We start from the raw sequence: 18,456 nt of genomic DNA, 5'->3' as shown, positions 1-18,456 counted from the left end.
TTCTGTGGGCAGGAAAAACCGCCGGCTCAGGCCAGCAGCCTGACGACCTGGCGGCGGACCCGTTCGACCGGCAGCCGGGAACGGCTCGCGCGGGCCAGCACCAGCGCGCCCTCGATCAGCGCGAGCACGGTCGCCGCCAGGTCGTCGGCCGCGTCGTCGGCCGCGGCGTGCCCGTCGGCGCGCAGGGCGTCGGCCAGCCTGCGCTGCCAGCCTTCGTAGATGCCGGCGCAGACGCGCTGCAGCTGCTCGTTGGAGGAGGCGATCTCCAGGGCCACGGTCGCCACCGGGCAGCCCTTGGCGTACCCGGCCGCCACCATCCTGTCGGCCAGCGCGTCGAGGACGGCCGGCACGAGGTCGCGGGCCCTGGGCAGCGCGCCGGCCAGGTCGTCGATCATGGCGTCGACCTCCCGTCCGGCGGCGGCGAGCGCCTCGCCCACCAGCTGGTCCTTGCCGCCGGGGAAGTGGTGGTAGAGCGACCCGCGCGGCGCGCCGGCCACGGCCAGCACCTCGTTGAGGCCGGTGCCGTGGCTGCCCTGGGCCTCCACCAGCGTCCGGGCCGCGGCGATGATGCGCGCCCGTGTCTCGTCCCCCTTGACCGCCATGCGGGACACACTAGACCGGTCTGCATATTCCTGTCCATCCGGCCGCCGGCGGTGGACCGGCCGCCCGACGTCGCGCGGGGCGGCCGGTCCCGGGCTCAGGCGGCTTCGTACCGGCGCTGGCAGTTGATGCAGAACCGGGCCAGCGGCCGGATCTTGAGCCGTTCGAACGGGATGCCAGCCTCGCAGTGCGAGCAGCGGCCGTACGAGCCGGCCGTCAGCCGGTCGCGGGCCTGGGTGAGCTCGGCGATGGCCCGGTCGGCGGTGGCGAGGGAGGCCAGCAGCTCCTGCCAGGTGTCGTCCGCGCCGTTGCCGTCCTGGGCCGCGGCCTGCAGACCGAGCAGGTGGCGGCTGCGCCGCTCCAGCTGCTCGTCGATGTCCTGGCGCAGGGACTGGAGCTGCACGGTGCTGAGGTGGTCGGTCATGGTGATTTCCTTTCCGCGCGGTTTGCGGGGGTTCAGAGTGCGATGACGGGTGCCGCGGGGCGCAGGCACAGGCGCAGCAGGCCGCGGACGGTGGCGTGCTGCGGCTCCGCCGCGGCGTTGATCCGCGTGCGAAGGGCGGTGTGCAGGCGGTCCAGCAGTCGCGTCTGGAGCGCGCCCCCGCCCGTGACGGTCAGGCCGTTGTCCCGGACGGCCGGGCGGAGGTGGGCCGGCTGGCGGCGCAGCAGGGCGGCGGTCATCTCCACGACGCCGTCCAGCGCGTCCGGCAGCAGTCCCGTGCTGGTCGTGGCGCTGAGCTGGAGCGCCGCCGCGTCGCTGACCGCGCCGCCGCTGACGACGACGGCCTCGACGATGCCCGCCCCCACGTCCAGCAGCAGGTACGGCCCCGGCCCCGCGACGTCCAGACCGGCGCCGGCGGCGGCCGCCAGCGGCGCCTCGACCAGCGTCACCTGGCAGCCGGCCGCCTCGGCGACGGCCGCGCGCACCGCCTGGCGGTCGCTGCCCGTCGCGGCCTTGGGCACCGCGGCCATCACGTGCTCCAGCGGCCGGCCGCCGGCCAGCCAGGCGTCCTGCAGCACGAGATGCACGAGCCGCAGGCAGGCGCCCGGGTCGACGACCATGCCCCGGCGGATCGGACGGACCGGGATCCCGGCCGCGCTCTCCGGCGACGGGACGACGACCGCCGAGGGACGGTCGGCGATGGCGAACCCGTCCAGGGACAGCGAACGGGTGCGTGAGGTGCCCAGGTCGAGCACCACGTGGGCGCGGTGCACCGCGGATGTTCGCGGTGAGTGTTCGTGGACTGATCCGGCGTCGGACATGACGATGATCGGCTCCTTGCTCTGACGCGGAGGACTCGTACGCGAAAGACGAGAGAAAAGGGCGCATCCCGCACGCGGGGACGCCACGACGGCGACCTCCGGCCGTACGGGACGCGCGGGAACCCGCGGGCGGCCGGGCAACGCGTGGCCCCGGCGGTGCGAAAGGCCGGGCGCGACGACCGGCCCCGCGGCGCGCTGGGCGGGCCGGGAGGCGGCGACTCGTGAAGAGGGAGGGAGCTAGATCAGCGGCGGGCTGCGCGAGCCCGCGGTGCGGTGCCCGACCTGCTGCGGGTCGCGGATCGCGGCCGCGTCGGAACCGGGCGCCGGGAGCAGCGGGAGGTGGGCGGCCTCGGCATGCCGGGCGCCGCGCAGCGGCGGCCACAACGACAGCACGTGGTGCTCACGGCCGCTGGACGCCTGGGGCGGCAGGCTCGGCATCCGGTCGCCGCCCTTGTCCGGGGTCCATTCGTGACCGGCGGACAGGGGGCGCGGGGCAGTCTGGTCGTCGGCGTAGGAAGGGCCGGCGACCAGCAGGGACAGCAGGACCAGGCCCACCACGCAGCACAGCGCGATGGGGCCTCGTGGCGCTCTGCACGGTCCCGTCATAAGGCCGACCATAGCCCAGCCGGTGAGAAAAGGCATTACCGTCCGTTTTCCCGTCCGGCGGTACGGCGCGGTCGACGGGGAGTCGCGGGGGCGGGGGCCTCGGGAGGGGCTTCCGGTGCTGGTGGGGGCAGGAAACTGCCGGGGAGGCGTGCGGGGCGGGGCATGCAGCGGCGGGGGTGCGCAGAGGCGGGGGCGTACGGGGCCGGGGGCTGCAGGGCGGGGTTCGCCGGGACATGGGCGCGTGGCCGGTCACCGGACCGGGAGCCGGTCTTCGTCCGGACGGCCGGTGTGCGCATGTCGCCGGGAACCCCGCCGTTCAGCGTGTTGCTGTGTCAGCGGGAACCTCGCCCAGGGCTATTTAGAACCCGTCGAAGTTCTCGCCCCACTCGCCCCAGTCGTCGTCCTCGTTGTGGTCGTCGTGGCCACGGTCGTCGTGGTCGTCGTGGTCGTGGTCGTGGTGGTCCGGCTTGTGGACGGCCGGGGGACCCTGCGGGCCACGCGGGCCCTGGGGACCACGCGGGCCTACACGGTGGTGGTGGTCGTGGTCGTGGTCGTGGTGGTGACCGCCGCCCCACCAGCCGCCCCAACGCGGGCCCCACCAGCGAGGACCGCAGTGACGCCAGCCGCAGCCGCCCCGGAGGACCGGCTTCTCATCGGCTGGGCTCTGATACGACGCCGTGCCGGCCGTGCTGGCCTGGGCTGCCGGCATCTGGCCGCCACCCAGCAGCAGGCACGCGCTCGTGGCGAGCACGGCCGCCGGCTTCTTCATCATTGATTTCATCGCGCTTTCCGTTCAGAAGTTTCCAGAACCGCCGCGGGACTTCTCGACTGCCGTCGGTCTCCGGCATGAGCAGTCTTACCCGCGCATTGAGTTCGGAGTTCTGACAAGACAGGCATGAGCTGCTAAAGCTTGACCAGATTTACCAGGCCCTTACAGCCGACTTGTCCAGGTTTATTGCGACAAGGAGTGGTGGTGTCGCTTTACTGTGACTCGATCATTCCCTAGCACTGTCGCCCCGAAAATGCGGCGCTGCCGGGAACATGCGCTCCGGGCGTCCGGCGTCGCGGGCGCGGGGGTGCCGGTTTGGCCGGACGTCCGCTATCGTCACTGTCGTACTACGACTAGACAGTGAGGTAAAGCATGACGGAACGTACGGACGTGCGGCTGGAACTGTTGACCGGCGAGCAGGCGCTCGCGCGCCGGGCGGAGCTGATCGATCTCTATCGCGAGGTGTTCACCGGGCCGCCGTGGAACGAGGGGGAGGGTGAGGTCGCCGAGTTCGGCGTCCGGTTCGCCGCCGATGCGGCCCGGCCCGGGTTCCGCGTGGTGCTGGCCGTCGAGGGCGCGCGTCCGTGCGGGTTCGGGACGGCCTGGCCGACGGCGACCCCGCTGCCGCACACCCGCAGCTACGGCAAGGTGCTCGCGGCGCTCGGCCCGGACGGGGTGTCCCGGATACTGGCCGGCGCGCTCCAGGTGGACGAGCTGGCGGTCGCTCCGCGCGCCCGCGGCCGAGGTCTGGCGGGGCGCATTCTGGACCTTCTGTGCGGCGAAAGCCGGAGCTGGCTGCTGACCTCCGTGAACGCCCCCGACGCCATTCGCCTGTACGAGCGTCTGGGCTGGCGACGGGCGGGCGAGAACGACGGAATTGTGGTATTCCTCAACCCCGAATAACCACGAAGTTTCACACAATCCCTGGACTAGTGTGAATATCCAGACCCAAACCACACCGACATTGAATAACTCGGACATCACACCCCGAGAAAAGCAACCAAACCCCCCAAACTGACAACATAACCCCCCCAACCACCCCACCGTACTGCGCCCCACCGCGCTCGCCGGGTAGCCCGCTGCGCTGGGCGCCCGCGTTCCCGGCGTCGCATCTGCCGTGGCCCTCGCCGTCGCTGCGAGGGCAATTTGCGTTTGAGTGCGCTCGAAGTTCTACGGTTCCGGGCATGACGAACATTGCAGAAGGAACCAGCCGTGAACAGCGCTACGAGCACGGTCTGGAGGTGCTTCGGAAGATCGACGGCGAGGCCGGGCAGCGGGTCGTGGACGCCCTTGCCGACGTCTCGCCCGAAATGGCCCACCAGGTGGTCGCCTGGGCCTTCGGCGAGATCTACGACCGCCCCGGCCTGGCTCCCCGCGACCGCCAGTTGGTGACCCTGGGCGCGCTCACCGCGCTCGGCGGCTGCGAACCTCAACTCGACGTGCACGTCAACGCCGCCCTGAACGTCGGCCTGACGCCCGATGAGATCATTGAGTCCCTGTTGCACTCGGCCGTCTACTGCGGCATGCCACGCGCGCTCAACGCGACGTTCGCCGCCAAGAAGGTGTTCGCCGAACGCGGCCTGCTCCCCGTGCCGGACGGCACGGCCTGACCCCGGGCCCCGCCCGCTCGATCCAGCCCGATCCGGCCGGATCCCCCCGCGCCCGGGCTCAGGCCCGATCCGGCCCGGCTTCGGATCCGGTTGGAGTCGGACGTGACAGGGGGCTGCCTCCCGAGCGCCTGGTCTGTCATGATCGACTGGGATGAGCGTGCAGGCGTTACAGGCGACGGACCCACCTGAGATCGGCGGCCATCGGCTGCTCGGGCGCCTCGGCGCGGGCGGCATGGGCGTGGTGTACCTGGCCAGGAGCCGCCGACTGGGCCTGGTGGCCATCAAGGTCATCAAGCACGACCCGGCCGATGCCGAGGCCATGGAACGTTTCCGCCGCGAGGCGGCCACCCTGCGCGGCCTGCGCAGCCCGTACGTGGCGCCGCTGGTGGACGCACGGGTGACGGCGCCGCCGTACTGGCTGGCGACGGCGTACGTGCGGGGGCCGACGCTGTTGCGGGCGGTCGCCGAGCGGGGGCCGTTGCCGGCGGGGCTGTGCCGGCGGCTGCTCGCCGGGCTGGCCGCCGCCCTGGCCGACGTGCACCGGCACGGCGTGCAGCACCGCGACCTCAAGCCGCACAACGTCATCCTGTCGCCGCAGGGCCCGCGGCTGATCGACTTCGGCATCGCGCGGGCCCCCGGACAGAGCACGATCACGACGTCGGGAGAGATCGTCGGCACCCCCGGCTACATCGCTCCCGAGGCCGTACGTCAGGAGCCGGTCACGGCGGCGGCGGACGTCTTCGCGCTGGCCGGCACGATCGCCTACGCCGCCACCGGCCGTCCGCCGTTCGGGCGCGGCGAGCCGATGGCGGTGCTCTACAGCAGTCTGAACGCCGACATCGACGTGGACGGCGTCGAGCCCGCGCTCGCCGAGCTGATCCGCTCGTGCGCCGCACGCGACCCGGCGGAGCGGATCACGTCCGAGCGGGCGGCGGCACTCGCCGGAAGCGCCACGGACCCGCACTCCTGGCCCTCGGACGCGGAGTACCAGGCGCTCATCGGCGAAACCGGCCCCACCGAGGACGACCCGAGCAAGGACGACCCGAGCAAGGACGACCCGAGCAAGGACGACCCGAGCAAGGACGACCCCGCCGAGGACGACTCCAGCGGCGACGACTCCAGCAGGGACGGCCCCAGCGGGGACGGCACCGCCGAGGACGGCACCGCCGGGACGACGCGCCCCGCGAGGACGCCTTGGCCGGGGCGGGCGCTGGCGGCGGGAGCCGTCCTGCTGGCCCTGGGCGCGACGGCCGCCGTCCTGTTCCCCCGGCTCGCCACGCCCACGACGGGCCCCACCCCCGCGCCCACCACCACCGCCACGACGGGCGGCCCGGCGACGGTCCGGGCGACGGCGGCGGACGATCCCGGAACCGTGTCAGATCCGGGAACCATGCTGGATCCCAACACCGTGGTGGTCACCCAGCCGCCGCCCGGCCCCACCCCCACAGGCCCAGTCCGGTGGCAGGCCGTGCACGGCCCCCGGTGCGCCGCGGAGTGGTTCTACGCCGACCCCGCCTGGCGTCCCGTCACCGGCGGGTGGAAGGGCGACGGCTGCGTGGGCACGGCGCTGGCGCTGCGCGTCGGGAACGAGCCGGCCCACTTCAACCAGGCGGTCAACTGGTACTTCGACACCCGCGGCGGCGCGCGCTGCACGATCGACGTGCACATCCCCGACGACCCCCGCTCGACCGGCCTGGCCTTCTACTACCTGGACGACAACGACACCGACCCGCCGCACCTCGGCCCGCCGGTGACCGTGGACCAGCGCGCCCACCGGGGGCGCTGGGCCCCGATCGGCACCTGGCGGATGCCCGCCGCGGGCCGGCTCACCGTCCTGGTCGGCAACCAGCCCGTCGGGGCCGACGACACCCACGAGGTGACGGTCTCCGCCGCCCGCGCGCGTTGCCGCTGGTGACCCCGCGCCGCCGCCACCGCCGCGGTGTTCCGCGACGGTGCGGGCCGAGGGGTCAGCGCAGGGTCCTGCCCAGGGTGCCCTGCTCGGGGTAGGAGTACCGGACGCGCAGCACGAGCTTGGCCTTGCGTTGCTGGCTGCCGGCGTAGGCCAGCAGGCCCGAGAAGAAGTCGAGGCCGTCGGCGTTCGTCCCGACCTCGACGCAGCCGTGGCTGTACCCCTTGTGCGAGTTGTGCAGGTAGAAGCCGCCGCGCCCGTACATGTTCCCCTGGGTCGGGGTGAGCCGGACGCGGAAGGTGCCCCAGTCGGGGAAGACCGGGCCGTTGCCGCCCACGGGCAGGAACTGGATGCCCTCCCCGGGGTTGGAGACGGCCTTGTCGCCCCGCTGGTTCGCCGCCTCGACGGAGTTCTGCCGGGGATCGACGTGGGTGAAGAACGTGTACAGGCCCTCCGGCAGCGGGCCGTGGTCCTTGCTGTTCTGCATGGTGCCGATCTGGTGTCCCACCAGGCCGGACGTGGCCGCGTACAGCAGTGTGCCCGAGCCCTGGAGGGAGGCCGGCATGGACTTGCGCCAGTACAGGAACTTGCCGGTGTAGACCAGGTCGGCCTGGTCGTCGGTGGCGTCGCGGACGTCGAGGTCGAACCGGCCGAGCGTGCGCAGGGCGCCCGTCCGGGGCACTTCGATGGCCTCGAACCGGCCCGATCCGGGCGTCCTGCCGGTCAGCGCGAACACCCGGTAGGAGCCCTGCGGGTCGTAGGAGGCCCGGGTCTCCTCCAGGAACACCAGCCCGGAGGTGTGGTGGAAGAGCACGGCGTGCACGTTGTCGTCGGGCTTCTCGCCCTTCCACATCATCGGCTGGGTCTCCTCGCCGACGGTGAGGGAGATCCGGGAGACCCGGTCGTTCTGGCTTCTCTGGAAGCAGAAGTACGTCATCGGGCCGTCCGCCGCCCTACGAGATCGTCGCGAGGTTGGACGTGAGCGCGATGTCGGTGCCGGACGACGGCGTGTACTCGTGCCACTCGGCGATGAGCGCCCCCTTCTCACCCGGTTGCAGGATCGGCACGGGAGCCTGCGTGCCGCGGTGGGCGAAGCTCAGGCGCTCGACCGTGAGGTGGGTGGCGTCCGGGATGGCGACGACGAGCTGGGCCTCCTGGACGCGGCGGTCGTCCTCGGCGTCCAGCACGACCGGCAGCCCGACGACGAACGCCGAGCTGTTGCCGACCTTGATGTTCACCGGGTTCGGGCTCGGCGCGAGGTCCGAGGAGGACGTGGTGAAGGCGGCGTCCTGGAGCCGGGCGGCCGCCCGTTCGGGGTTGGCGGGCGGGATGCCGGGATAGTTGCGGTCGTCGTAGGCCGCGATCTCCTGCGCGATCGTCAGGTACGGCGCCGGGATCGGCGCGCCGACCGCGCCCCCCTCGGCGAAGCGCATCCACTCCTCCTCCCAGCCCTTGCGCACGGTGAGGACGATCCGCGCGCTGCCGGCCCGCAGGAACGCCTGCCTGGTCGGGTCCGGGTGCCGCAACTGCCGGATGAACGGCCAGCTCGGCGGGACGTCCCAGAAGTAGGAGTAGAGGAACGTCACCACGTTCTCCCACTCGATCGCCTGGTTGATGAAACGCACCAGGTCCTCGTGCCGCCGCAGCAGCGTCCACTGCTCGGCGCTGAGCCCGAGGCTCGGCCCGTCGAAGCCGATGCCGTGCTGGAGGTCCACGTGCGCGGCCAGGAAGGCGGCCAGGACGTCGGCGGGCATGAAGTCGAAGTCGCTGCCGAGGATGAACCGCAGGACGCACTTCATGATCTCGTCGCTCTCCTCCCGCCGCAGCGTCAGGGTGTCGACGTTGGCCAGCTTGTCCTCGATGGCCGCGATGCGCGCGGCGATGTCCTCCTGCTCGGCGAAGTACCTGGTCTGGGCGGCGTTGTAGAGGGTGTTCCAGACGTCGGTGCGCCACTGCTCGACGGCCTCGTCCGTGAGGTCGAGCCGCACGCCGAGCCCGACGAACACCCGCTCGGAGTGGTGGAAGAAGAACGTGATCTTGTGGCGGCCGGTGAAACCGCGCATGTAGGGCGTGGCGCCGTCGAAGGACATGATCCGGTGGTCGCGGATGATGAGCGCGTCCGACAGGTTGCGCCACGTCGGCTCCGAACGGGCCCCGATGACGTCGAAGTTCATCTTGTCGTCGGAGTCGTCCTTGCCGACCTGCGCGTCCAGCATGATCTCCCGGATGTGCGTGCCGCCCGGCACGTCGAACTCCAGGTCCAGGAACCACCAGTTCCCGTCGGTGTTGACGTGCGAGCTGACGGTCAGCGGCGTCGGCGCCTCGGGATGCGGCCGGACGGTCACGCCGTGCCGGTCGGCCAGCCACTGGTACTTCGGGACGCCGGTCGGGGACGGGTGACCGTCCTGGTCGACCAGCTCCGTGGTGATGTCGCCGTGCCTGACCGGGAACTCGAAGGGGCCCTGCTGCGAGCGCAGCAGCTCGAGCTCCGCGTACGCCCGCCGCATCGACGCCCCCGGCTCGGGGACCGCGATGTCGTACGTCAGGCGCAGCCCGTACCGGTAGAGCCTGACCCGCCACTTGCGCATGAGGCTGAAGTAGTCGATCCGGACGGGGTCGTTGCCGGTGTTCTTCAGCACCCGGGTCGAGGTCTCCTCCGACCCCGTCACGGTGGTGGTGGAGATGGTCACCTTGTGCTCGCGGCGGGAGCGCGAGGACGCCTTCTGCGTGGTGGCGCGGGCGTGCTTGATGCTCTCGGCGGCCGAGGCCGACTCCGAGCCCTGCGCGGTGAACCCGGTGGTGCTCGAACCGGAGATGATCGGGATGCCGCCCTGGACCGTGCCGGTGATGTTGAACTGGTTCGAGTGCTGGCTCTGCGACGACGTCGACTGCGACAGGTCGGTGTTGTCGGTCACGCCCGTCTCGCTGACCTCCTCCAGCGAGTCGGTGACGATGGTGGTGAACTCCTTCGAGGTGACCGACCACTCCTTGTGCGTGACCGCGGTCACCTCGCCGGGCGCGAGCGGGATGGTCGAGACGAGCTCGCCGCGCTGGATCCCGATCGGCACCATCTCGATGCGTTCCAGGTTGAGCATGCCGATGGGCGGCGCGGCGGTGTTGACCGCCAGGCCGCGCAGGGCCACCGCGGCGGTGTTGAGCGCCTGCGCGGCCCGGCCGGCCGCCTCCCGGGCGCCGGTGCTCTCCGCCTCGCGCAGGCGCTCGGCGCGCAGCTCGACGAGCGTCCCGGCGAACAGCGCCAGCTCGGCGGCCGGCACCCGCGCCAGCGCGGCGGGATCGGGGCGCAGCGCCGCGACGGGCTGCTCCTCGAAGCTCCTGAGCAGGTCGAACGCCTCGCCGGAGACGCCTCCAGGGGCGTTCTCGGCCCGGAGGCGGTCACGGACCGCGTCGGTGTCGCCGGGGGCCAGCGCGAGCTGCCGGACCGCCCCCAGCTTGACGATGCCGCCGCCCGCGCCGTCATGTGCGTCGTCGTGCGCGGTGGGCACCCGCAGCGGAACGAGCGTGCCCTTCAGCACCTCCCGCGCCGAGTTGTCCAGCACCGGCGCGGCCGGCGGGGACGGCGGCCCCGCGGCCGCCGCGCTGTGGATGTCTGCCATGGTCGTCCCCCCTCGTGGATGAGCAGCTGTGCCGCCATGGTGAGGGCGAGGGGCGGGGGAGGGCATGAGTAGGGGCTACTCAGAAAAAGGCGGCCCGCGCCTCCGCCGAGATGGCCGTCGGAGGCGCGGGCCGTGCACCGGATCTTGTCAGGTGCGGCGCCCGCGCAGCAGGCGAATGGTGATCGCCGCGCCGAGCAGGACCACGGCGCCCACGACCCAGGGCAAGGGGGTGCTCCCCGGGCCGGGGACGCCGTAGCCGCCCGCGTAGCCGTCCCTGGCATAGGCGCTGCCGGGGAGCTTGGCGGCGTAGCGCTGGTGCGCCAGCCGCCGGTAGTCGGCCACGGGGACGCCCGCCCGGCCCACCGACTGCGCAGCCTCGTCGTTGAGCGGCACGACCGTGCCGTCGCGCAGGGCGTACCAGGCGTTGAGCTGCGGCTCGCGGAACACGGTGCCGGTCTGGCCCGCGTACCGCTGTTCGTCGCCGCCGCTGGCGATGTTGCTGACCACCCACGTTCCGCGGCGGTCGCGGGTGGTCCAGACGGAGGCGGTCTGCCCGTCCGGCGCGGTGGCGCCGGTGGCGAGGAAGGCGAAGCGGGCGATCTCCGCCGACCGTCCGGCCACGAAGTCCGGGTTGAGGTCGTTGACGGCGACCGTGGGGCCGTCGACCCGCGCGGCCACCGGCGCCAGGCTGGTCTGCCTGCCCTGGCCGGCGAAGAAGCGGCCGACCGTGTCGCCGGCGCCCGCGGCGGCGGCCCTGGCGGCGTCGACGTCGGCCTGGGTGGGCGCGCCGGGGTCGGCCAGCGCGGGGCTCGGGACCCACAGGAACAGCGCGGTCAGGGCCGCGACCGCTGCGATGAGCTTCATGTCGATGGCCTCCTTCACGCGCCGATGTAGTCGAGCGAGTGGGTCCAGAAGAACGAGGAGTTCGAGACGTAGTAGTTGTAGGTGGACCAGTTGTAGCGGGTGCTGGACGGCCACGGGTTGCTCCAGTACACGTACGACGAGGTCTTGTCGTAGCCGTAGATGACCTCCATGTGGCCGCCGCCGCTGGTCCACTGGATGCGGGCCATGATCGGGCGGTCGGCGTCGATCTCCCTGACGATGGCGGCGTAGGTCAGGTAGTCGTAGACGTACACGCCGGGGTTGATGCCGATCTGGCGGAAGGCGGTCTGGTCGTTGCCGAGGGTGGCCTGGTTGTTCGGGCAGCTGGTGTTGACGCCGCGGTTGAAGGCCAGGTTGCAGAACTGGTTCTGGCTGTAGGAGTACCCGTAGTAGGCGGCGACGGAGTTGCCCGTCGCGGCCCAGCACCAGTTGGAGTATTGCTGCGACTGCTGGGTGAAGTTCAGCTTGTACCAGGTCGCGGCCTCGGCCGGGGGGCTGCTCGCGATCCAGGTGGCCGCCGCTAGGGCGAGGGCCACGGCCAGGCGGAACATAGGCGCTCCTTCTGCTGGGGGGTGCTGCGAAGGATGTTCGACCTGCGGAGATGGCCGTACAAGGGGGAGCGGATTTCCCTGACAGATCACTGTGGAAGGTGACATTTCATGACGTTCATGAAGTGATGACGAATCTGTGGAAATCTGTGAACATTCACAACGTGGCGGATGAGCTCCAGGCCGCGCTGCGCGCCGGCCCCTTTCACGTCGCCCTGCGAGCCGCGGTCGGAGCGCGGGGGTTGACCCTCGAACGGCTGCGCCACCGGCTGGCGCAGCGCGGCCTCCACGTCGGGGTGAGCACGCTGAGCTACTGGCAGCAGGGCCTGCGCCGGCCGGAGCGCGAGGAGTCGCTGCGGGCCGTGGGAGCCCTGGAGGAGATCCTCGACCTGCCGCCGCGCTCGCTGATCGGGCTGCTCGGGCCGCCGAAGCCGCGCGGCCGCGCGCCCGGGGTGGCGTACTCGACCCTGTTCCGGCCCGCCCAGGTGGTCTCGGCCATGCTGGACGAGCTGGACGCGGTGGCCGACGACCGCCGCCTGCACATCGCCGTGATGTACGAGTCGCTGCGCATCGGCCCCGACCGCAGCCTCACCGCCCGCGAGACCACGCAGGTGGTGCAGGCCCACGAGGAGGGCGCCGACCGCTACATCATGATCTACCGCGGCGACGTCGGCTGCGACGTGGACCGGGTCACCGTCGCCGCCCTGGAGGACTGCCGCGTCGGCCGCGTCACCAGGGACGGCGAGACCGCCACTGTGGTCGCCGAGCTGCTGTTCGACCGGTCGCTGCGGGTCGGCGACACCCACGTGCTGCGGTACGAGATCGCCGACCTCAGCGGCGCCGAGTCCTGCTTCTACGAGCGCGGCTTCCGCTTCCCGGCCGGCCAGTACGTGCTGCGCGTCGCCTTCGACCCGGTCGAGCTGCCGGTGCGCATCCACCGCTTCGCCCGCCGCGGTCCGGGCGGCGGCGAGCTGACCGCCTCCGAGCTGACGCTGAACGCCCAGCACGCCGTCCACCTGATGGCCGCCGCCCTCCAGCCGGGCCTGGTCGGCATCCGGTGGTCCTGGCCCTGACCGGCGCGTCGCTGTCACACTCCGGGTCGCTGTCCCGTCCTGTCGCCGACAATGACGATGAACGGAGAGGCGATGACCATGAGAGCGATACGCGTTCACCGGCCCGGCGGTGACCTGGCCCTGGAGGACGTGCCGGTGCCGCGCCCGGCCACCGGCGACGTGGTGGTGCGTGTGCACGCGGCCGGTTTCGTCCCTGACGAGCTGGAGTGGCCGGGCACCTGGACCGACCGGGCCGGGCGGGAGCGCGCGCCGTCCGTCCCCGCGCACGAGGTGGCCGGCGTGGTGTCCGAGGTCGCCTACGGCACCACCGGCCTGTCGGTGGGCGACCGCGTCTTCGGCCTGACCGACTGGCACCGCGACGGCGGCGCGGCGGAGTACGTCGCGGTCGAGGCGCGCAACCTGGCCCCGATCCCCGCCAACGTCACCTTCACCGAGGCGGCCGCGCTGCCCCTCGCCGGGCTGACCGCCTGGCAGGGCCTGTTCACGCACGGCGGCCTGGCGGCGGGCCGGACGGTCGTCGTGCACGGCGCGGGCGGTGGCACGGGCACGCTCGCCGTCCAGCTCGCCCGCCGGGCCGGCGCGCACGTCATCGCCACCGGACGGGGGCGCGTCGCGGGCCTGGCGGTGGAGCTGGGGGCGCACGAGTTCGTCGACCTGGAGCGGCAGTCGTTCGAGGAGGCGGTCGAGCCGGTGGATCTGATCTTCGACACGATCGGCGGCGACCTGCTCGCCCGCTCGGCGGCGAAGGTCAGGCCGGGGGGCGCGCTGGTCTCGATCACCGCGCCGCCGCCGGTCGTGCCCAAGGCCGGGCGGGCGGTGTTCTTCATCGTCGAGCCCGACCGCGGCCAGCTCGCCGAGCTCGCCGCGCGGGCCGGGGCGGGGCTGCTGCGCGCCCACGTCGGCGCGGTGTATCCGCTGGCCGAGACCGGGCGGGCGTTCCGCGACAAGCGCGGCAGCGTGCCGGGGAAGGTGGTGATCGAGATCTGACGACCGGCGGCAAATGTATGGATATTTCGGCCTATTGAGGAAACCTTGACCGGCCTGCCGTATGACCGTCCGGGCCACGGGCACGCGCAGTTACGGAGCCAAGCGACCCGCTGACTCCGCGTACCGAAGGAAGGAACCGTCATGCCGCAGAGCAAGGCCCGCAAGACGAAGACGGGCGACAAGGACAAGGACAAGAGCCGGAGCTCCTCGACCCAGAGCCGCACCGGCGCCGACAAGAAGTCCTCCGGCAACAAGTCCCAGGAGAACAAGAACCTCCCGGGGCACCAGAGCTGAGCCTGAGCGGTACGACGGCGTGACACCCGGCCCGCGGGCCGCGGGTCACGCCGTCTCTCTTGTCGGGGTTGTTCCCGTCTGTGGGCAGATGACCAGAATGAGGAGACAGTTCCCCGCCCCTTCAGTCTCTCCATGCACAACGTTCACCCGTGCGCTCCAACGTGTCCGCTCGAAGGGCACGCCGCCTCATCGGCTGCCCGTGAACGTCATGGAAGGACCCGATGCAGCCGATGGCAGCACGACAGTTATCAGGCGGTTCGAGGAGCAGGGGACGGCTCGCCGTCACCACCGCGCTCGCGGCGGTGCTGGTGGGCGGCCTCGTGACGGCGGCGTACGCCGACCCGGTGGAGCAGGGCCGCGGCCGGCCGACCCCCACCCCGACGAGCACCCCCGCCCCGCCCGCGCTCACCCCCGCCACCGGCTCCTACCTCGAGGGCACCGCGAAGGTCGCCGCCGTCCCGGTCACGGCCGGTGACAGCGTCACGAAGCTCGACATCGACGGCACCCCCGTCACCGCCACCGCGACGGTGGGCGTCTCCAAGCTGGCCTTCGACGTCGGCTCGAACTCCACCGAGGCGCAGTACCACAGCTACGTGCAGGTCAATGGCGCGTACAAGGCCGAGATCGGCAACTTCGCCAACCAGCGGGCCACCATCGAGATCCCGAACGAACACCTGGTCAAGGGCGAGAACACGGTCGAGATCGTGGTCGGCACGATCCAGTCGTCCTGCGGGCAGAACTACGACGACTTCGTGCTCTCGGACGTGGGCCTCCAACTGCTCGGCGAGGTGGCCGACGGCGAGGACAACCCCTACACGCTCAACTTCGGCGACGGCAACTGCGGCAGCAACACCACGCTGCTCAAGCGCGCCACCCTCAAGTTCTTCACCCAGTCCGACCCGCGCGGCACGACCGGCCTCGCCGCCGACCTGGACACCACCGGGCTGGCCAACGGCGAGCACGTACTCAGCGCCGCCACCGCGGCGGGCGCGACCGTCCGGAACACCGTGACGGTGAACAACGCCCCGGCCGGCGCGCCGCGGCTGCTGCCCACCGACGGCACCCTCGTGGCCGGCACCAAGACGGTGTACGCGACCGTCCCGGCGGCCGGCGCGGGCGGCGTCGAGTCGCTGACCGTGGACGGCGGCAAGCCGGTCACCAGGGCCACGCTCGGCAACGGCGCCGCCATGCTCGCCTTCGACGTGGGCGCGGACTCGATCGACGACAAGTACGACGACTTCCTGCTGGTCAACGGCAAGCGCATCGACCTGGGCGGCACCTGGGCGAGCCGGCGCGTGACCGTGGCCGTCCCGGCCAGGTTCCTGACGCCGGGCGAGAACACGATCAAGGTCGTCACCGGCGACTACAAGGACTCCTGCGGCGTCAACCGCGACGACTTCACGATCGCCGGCCTCGCCCTGACCCTCGACGGCGCCACGGTGACCGGGAAGGACGTCAAGCCCTCGTACGCGCTGGGCGACGGCGACTGCGGCAGCGACCAGGCCCTCCCGCGCGAGGCCGAGCTGCGCTACACGATCGACGCCCCCGCCGTGCACGTCACCGAGACGCTCGGCGCGGGCCAGGCGATGCTCGGCTTCACCGTGGGCAGCAACTCGATCGAGGCCCGCTACCAGAACTTCGTGCTGGTCAACGGCCAGAAGGTGGTGCTCGACGGCGACTTCGTGAGCCGCCGGGTGGACCTGCCGATCCCGAACGAGTACCTCGTGCCCGGCTGGAACACGATCGACTTCGTGGCCGGCACGTACCCCACGTCCTGCGGCGCCAACCGGGACGACTTCGCGATCTCGAACATCGTCCTCACCCCGGCGCAGGGCACCGCCGCCGGTCAGATGATCAAGCCGTCCTACGGCATGGGTGACGGCAACTGCGGCGACACGGCGAACCCGCTGACCGAGATCGACCTGGAGTTCCTGGTGGACGCCCCGGCTCGCGGCCTGCGCGCCGACCTCGACACCACCGCGATCAAGGACGGCCGGCACACCCTGGCGGCCAGGTCCACCTCCGGCCAGACCGCCGACCGCGTCCTGATCACCGACAACTCCGCGCCGAAGGTCGCGAGGAGCGTCCCCGCCGCGGACGAGAGGATCACCGCGACGGTCGTCCTGGACGTCAAACTCGAAGACGCCTCCGGCGTCGTGTCCGGGCCGGACGTCAAGCTCGACGGCCAGGCCGTGGAGCTGGGCGCCCGGATCGGCCCCGGGCTGAAGGCGGGCCGGCACACGCTGTCGGTCACCGGCGCCGACGGGCTCGGCAACACCGCGGCCCGGGAGATCGTCTTCGAGTCGGCCGGCATCCCGGACGCCCCCGCCGAGCTCACCCCGGCCTCGGGGACGGCCGACGTCACCGACCCCGTCACGCTGTCGGCCAAGGTCGGCGAGCCCGGCGGCGGCCAGGTGACGGCCACCTTCTCCGAGGCCAGAATTCTCACCCCGGACCAGGCGTACCAGGGCACGGCCACGACACTGCCCACGACGCTGAAGGTGCCGGGCGAGCAGCGGATCAGGGCCGACGGGCTGGAACCCGGCGACGGCCGGACGCTCGACGCCCCCGCCGGCCGCGACCTCGTCTACCAGCGGTTCGACGTCAAGGTGCAGGGCCACGTGGACGCGCCCGTGCTGCGCTGGGAGGGCGTCGTCGACCCCGAGCGCCTGGCCTCGCTGCGGGCCTGGAACACCGAGGCCAAGGCGTGGGACCTGCTGACCAGCGCCCGCGGCGGGGCCGACGGCAGGACCGTCCTGACCGCCGTCGTCGGCCCCGAGTACGTGGACCGGCAGCAGGTGCACGTCATGGTGACCGGCGAGGACCCGTTCGCCGACGACATCGACCCCGGCGACCCGAACGGCTTCGCCGACCCCGCCACGTACGACTTCTCGATCGTGCACTTCACCGACACCCAGTACATCTCCGAGGGCGCGGTGGAGCAGGAGACCGCGCAGGAGCGCGCGGTGTGGGAGTCGGCCTACGCCGGCATCGTCAACTGGATCACCGCCAACAAGGACCAGCGCAAGATCTCCTACGTCGCCCACACCGGCGACATCATCGAGAACAACATCCGCAAGCCCGCCGACGAGGCCATGCAGCGCGAGGTCGTCGGCGAGTTCGAGGTGTCGTCGAAGCAGCAGCGCGTGCTCGACCAGGCGAACATCCCGAACGGCGTCATCGCCGGCAACCACGACAACCAGTCGGGCACCGAGAACGGCCCCGAGGCGATCTACAACAAGTACTACGGCCCGTCCCGCTACCAGGACGCCTCCCAGGGCTGGCGGCACGCCAAGTACGGCGGCCCGTGGAAGGAGGACGACAACCAGAACCACTACGACCTGTTCTCCGCGGGCGGCCTGGACTTCGTGGTCGTCGGCCTGTCGTACGGCGTGACCAGGGAGGAGGCCGAGTGGGCCGACTCGGTCTTCAAGAAGTTCCCCGGCCGCAACGGCATCCTGCTCTCGCACGACTACCTCGTGCCGAGCGGCAACGCCGACGGCCGCGGCGCCGCCTTCTCCGCCCCCGACGGCTCGATGCTCTACAAGACGGTGGTCGAGAAGAACCCGAACGTCTTCCTCATCCTGGCCGGTCACGAGCACGGCGTGGGCACCAACGTGAAGCCGAAGGTCGGCCAGGTCGGCAACGGCGTGGTCGAGCTGCTGGCCGACTACCAGTTCTACACGGTCTCGGCCGACCGGCTCGGGCTCACCGAGATCGGCGGCTACCAGCCGGAGGACCAGCTCCAGTTCGGGGCCAGCTACTTCCGGCTGCTGCAGTTCGACGTCAAGCGGGCCGAGCTGAGCGTGGACACCTACTCCCCGCTGCTCGGCGACTTCGGCGCCGGCGAGTTCGACCCGCTGCGCCGCTACGACGGGCGCGAGGACAACATGGTCCTGCCCGTCGACCTCACCACGCGGACGACGAGCTTCAGGACCGACTCCCTGGCGCTCTACAAGCCGACGAAGATCATCGGCAGGAGCGCCGCCGCCTCGGGCCAGGTCGCCTCGGTGACGTGGAAGCACCTCAAGGACGACACGGCCTACGCCTGGTTCGTCACGGCCCGTTCCGCGGGCGGCGGCGTCACCGCCTCCGAGCCCAGCGTCTTCGTCACCAAGGACGAGCACGGCCGTCCCGGCAAGTGGGACAAGGACTCGCCCATGTACCGCTGGTTCACCCGCTGATCCGCCCCCTCGCCGCCCCGGGCCCGCGCCCGGGGGGGGGGGGGCGCCCCCGCCCGCGGGGGGGGGGGGTGGGGGGGGGGGGGGGGGGGGGGGTGGGCGGGGGGGGGGGGGCTGGGC

16 protein-coding genes are annotated in these 18,456 nt (G+C 72.0%); 7 read left to right on the top strand and 9 right to left on the bottom strand.

Annotation, left to right across the window (positions count from 1 at the left end):
• Positions 1-26: 26 nt before the first annotated feature.
• From ABZ459_RS20480 to ABZ459_RS20460, 5 genes are all read right to left on the bottom strand, one after another.
• The gene (locus ABZ459_RS20480; protein WP_357972144.1) at positions 27-602 is read right to left on the bottom strand and encodes a TetR/AcrR family transcriptional regulator; all 576 of its coding nucleotides are present in this window, start codon (positions 600-602) and stop codon (positions 27-29) included.
• Positions 603-697: 95 nt separating this feature from the next.
• Positions 698-1,024 carry a TraR/DksA C4-type zinc finger protein gene (locus tag ABZ459_RS20475; RefSeq protein WP_357972142.1) on the bottom strand — a complete coding sequence of 109 codons (327 nt, stop codon included), beginning with the start codon at positions 1,022-1,024 and terminating at the stop codon, positions 698-700.
• Between the two features lie 32 nt (positions 1,025-1,056).
• Positions 1,057-1,863 carry a rod shape-determining protein gene (locus tag ABZ459_RS20470; RefSeq protein ID WP_357972140.1) on the bottom strand — a complete coding sequence of 269 codons (807 nt, stop codon included), beginning with the start codon at positions 1,861-1,863 and terminating at the stop codon, positions 1,057-1,059.
• Between the two features lie 237 nt (positions 1,864-2,100).
• On the bottom strand, positions 2,101-2,469 hold the full coding sequence (locus ABZ459_RS20465; RefSeq protein ID WP_357972138.1) for a hypothetical protein: 369 nt from the start codon (positions 2,467-2,469) through the stop codon (positions 2,101-2,103).
• 358 nt (positions 2,470-2,827) lie between these two features.
• A complete protein-coding gene (locus tag ABZ459_RS20460) occupies positions 2,828-3,250 on the bottom strand; it encodes a hypothetical protein (RefSeq protein ID WP_357972136.1) in 423 nt (140 codons plus the stop codon).
• 360 nt (positions 3,251-3,610) lie between these two features.
• On the opposite strand from ABZ459_RS20460, the gene ABZ459_RS20455 reads away from it, so the two are divergent.
• The 3 genes from ABZ459_RS20455 to ABZ459_RS20445 all read left to right on the top strand — a co-directional run bounded on the left by ABZ459_RS20455 (position 3,611) and on the right by ABZ459_RS20445 (position 6,763).
• On the top strand, positions 3,611-4,141 hold the full coding sequence (locus ABZ459_RS20455; protein WP_357972134.1) for a GNAT family N-acetyltransferase: 531 nt from the start codon (positions 3,611-3,613) through the stop codon (positions 4,139-4,141).
• Positions 4,142-4,422: 281 nt separating this feature from the next.
• Positions 4,423-4,848, top strand: coding sequence for a carboxymuconolactone decarboxylase family protein (locus ABZ459_RS20450; protein WP_357972132.1), 426 nt, complete (start codon positions 4,423-4,425; stop codon positions 4,846-4,848).
• 151 nt (positions 4,849-4,999) lie between these two features.
• On the top strand, positions 5,000-6,763 hold the full coding sequence (locus ABZ459_RS20445) for a serine/threonine-protein kinase (RefSeq protein ID WP_357972130.1): 1,764 nt from the start codon (positions 5,000-5,002) through the stop codon (positions 6,761-6,763).
• A gap of 52 nt (positions 6,764-6,815) precedes the next feature.
• Here ABZ459_RS20445 and ABZ459_RS20440 read toward each other — a convergent pair whose 3' ends face one another.
• The 4 genes from ABZ459_RS20440 to ABZ459_RS20425 all read right to left on the bottom strand — a co-directional run bounded on the left by ABZ459_RS20440 (position 6,816) and on the right by ABZ459_RS20425 (position 11,804).
• Positions 6,816-7,694, bottom strand: a complete 879-nt coding sequence (locus ABZ459_RS20440; protein WP_357972128.1) for a hypothetical protein — start codon at positions 7,692-7,694, stop codon at positions 6,816-6,818.
• Between the two features lie 16 nt (positions 7,695-7,710).
• Positions 7,711-10,371, bottom strand: a complete 2,661-nt coding sequence (locus ABZ459_RS20435; protein ID WP_357972126.1) for a hypothetical protein — start codon at positions 10,369-10,371, stop codon at positions 7,711-7,713.
• Between the two features lie 147 nt (positions 10,372-10,518).
• Positions 10,519-11,235, bottom strand: a complete 717-nt coding sequence (locus ABZ459_RS20430) for a hypothetical protein (protein WP_357972124.1) — start codon at positions 11,233-11,235, stop codon at positions 10,519-10,521.
• A 14-nt stretch (positions 11,236-11,249) separates the two neighbouring features.
• Positions 11,250-11,804 carry a papain-like cysteine protease family protein gene (locus ABZ459_RS20425; protein WP_357972122.1) on the bottom strand — a complete coding sequence of 185 codons (555 nt, stop codon included), beginning with the start codon at positions 11,802-11,804 and terminating at the stop codon, positions 11,250-11,252.
• A 161-nt stretch (positions 11,805-11,965) separates the two neighbouring features.
• Here ABZ459_RS20425 and ABZ459_RS20420 point away from each other — a divergent pair, with 161 nt between their 5' ends.
• From ABZ459_RS20420 to ABZ459_RS20405, 4 genes are all read left to right on the top strand, one after another.
• Positions 11,966-12,874, top strand: coding sequence for a hypothetical protein (locus ABZ459_RS20420; protein WP_357972120.1), 909 nt, complete (start codon positions 11,966-11,968; stop codon positions 12,872-12,874).
• A gap of 78 nt (positions 12,875-12,952) precedes the next feature.
• Complete coding sequence (locus ABZ459_RS20415) at positions 12,953-13,861, top strand: NADP-dependent oxidoreductase (RefSeq protein ID WP_357972118.1); 909 nt, start codon at positions 12,953-12,955, stop codon at positions 13,859-13,861.
• Between the two features lie 141 nt (positions 13,862-14,002).
• Complete coding sequence (locus tag ABZ459_RS20410; RefSeq protein WP_357972116.1) at positions 14,003-14,155, top strand: hypothetical protein; 153 nt, start codon at positions 14,003-14,005, stop codon at positions 14,153-14,155.
• A gap of 230 nt (positions 14,156-14,385) precedes the next feature.
• Positions 14,386-18,339 carry a metallophosphoesterase gene (locus ABZ459_RS20405; RefSeq protein WP_357972114.1) on the top strand — a complete coding sequence of 1,318 codons (3,954 nt, stop codon included), beginning with the start codon at positions 14,386-14,388 and terminating at the stop codon, positions 18,337-18,339.
• Positions 18,340-18,456: the final 117 nt, after the last annotated feature.

Origin of the sequence: Nonomuraea sp. NPDC005692 (genome assembly GCF_040631115.1) — a bacterium.
In the GTDB taxonomy this organism is placed as follows: Bacteria; Actinomycetota; Actinomycetes; order Streptosporangiales; family Streptosporangiaceae; genus Nonomuraea.
Note: the sequence above shows the minus strand (reverse complement) of the source record. Positions and strands in the feature narration are given on the sequence as shown.

Bases quoted from the DNA above. Each gene is read 5' to 3' on its own strand.
- ABZ459_RS20480 (WP_357972144.1), bottom strand. From the start codon at position 602: ATGGCGGTCAAGGGGGACGAGACACGGGCGCGCATCATCGCCGCGGCC.
- ABZ459_RS20475 (WP_357972142.1), bottom strand. From the start codon at position 1,024: ATGACCGACCACCTCAGCACCGTGCAGCTCCAGTCCCTGCGCCAGGAC.
- ABZ459_RS20470 (WP_357972140.1), bottom strand. From the start codon at position 1,863: ATGTCCGACGCCGGATCAGTCCACGAACACTCACCGCGAACATCCGCG.
- ABZ459_RS20465 (WP_357972138.1), bottom strand. From the start codon at position 2,469: ATGACGGGACCGTGCAGAGCGCCACGAGGCCCCATCGCGCTGTGCTGC.
- ABZ459_RS20460 (WP_357972136.1), bottom strand. From the start codon at position 3,250: ATGAAATCAATGATGAAGAAGCCGGCGGCCGTGCTCGCCACGAGCGCG.
- ABZ459_RS20455 (WP_357972134.1), top strand. From the start codon at position 3,611: ATGACGGAACGTACGGACGTGCGGCTGGAACTGTTGACCGGCGAGCAG.
- ABZ459_RS20450 (WP_357972132.1), top strand. From the start codon at position 4,423: ATGACGAACATTGCAGAAGGAACCAGCCGTGAACAGCGCTACGAGCAC.
- ABZ459_RS20445 (WP_357972130.1), top strand. From the start codon at position 5,000: ATGAGCGTGCAGGCGTTACAGGCGACGGACCCACCTGAGATCGGCGGC.
- ABZ459_RS20440 (WP_357972128.1), bottom strand. From the start codon at position 7,694: ATGACGTACTTCTGCTTCCAGAGAAGCCAGAACGACCGGGTCTCCCGG.
- ABZ459_RS20435 (WP_357972126.1), bottom strand. From the start codon at position 10,371: ATGGCAGACATCCACAGCGCGGCGGCCGCGGGGCCGCCGTCCCCGCCG.
- ABZ459_RS20430 (WP_357972124.1), bottom strand. From the start codon at position 11,235: ATGAAGCTCATCGCAGCGGTCGCGGCCCTGACCGCGCTGTTCCTGTGG.
- ABZ459_RS20425 (WP_357972122.1), bottom strand. From the start codon at position 11,804: ATGTTCCGCCTGGCCGTGGCCCTCGCCCTAGCGGCGGCCACCTGGATC.
- ABZ459_RS20415 (WP_357972118.1), top strand. From the start codon at position 12,953: ATGAGAGCGATACGCGTTCACCGGCCCGGCGGTGACCTGGCCCTGGAG.
- ABZ459_RS20410 (WP_357972116.1), top strand. From the start codon at position 14,003: ATGCCGCAGAGCAAGGCCCGCAAGACGAAGACGGGCGACAAGGACAAG.
- ABZ459_RS20405 (WP_357972114.1), top strand. From the start codon at position 14,386: ATGGCAGCACGACAGTTATCAGGCGGTTCGAGGAGCAGGGGACGGCTC.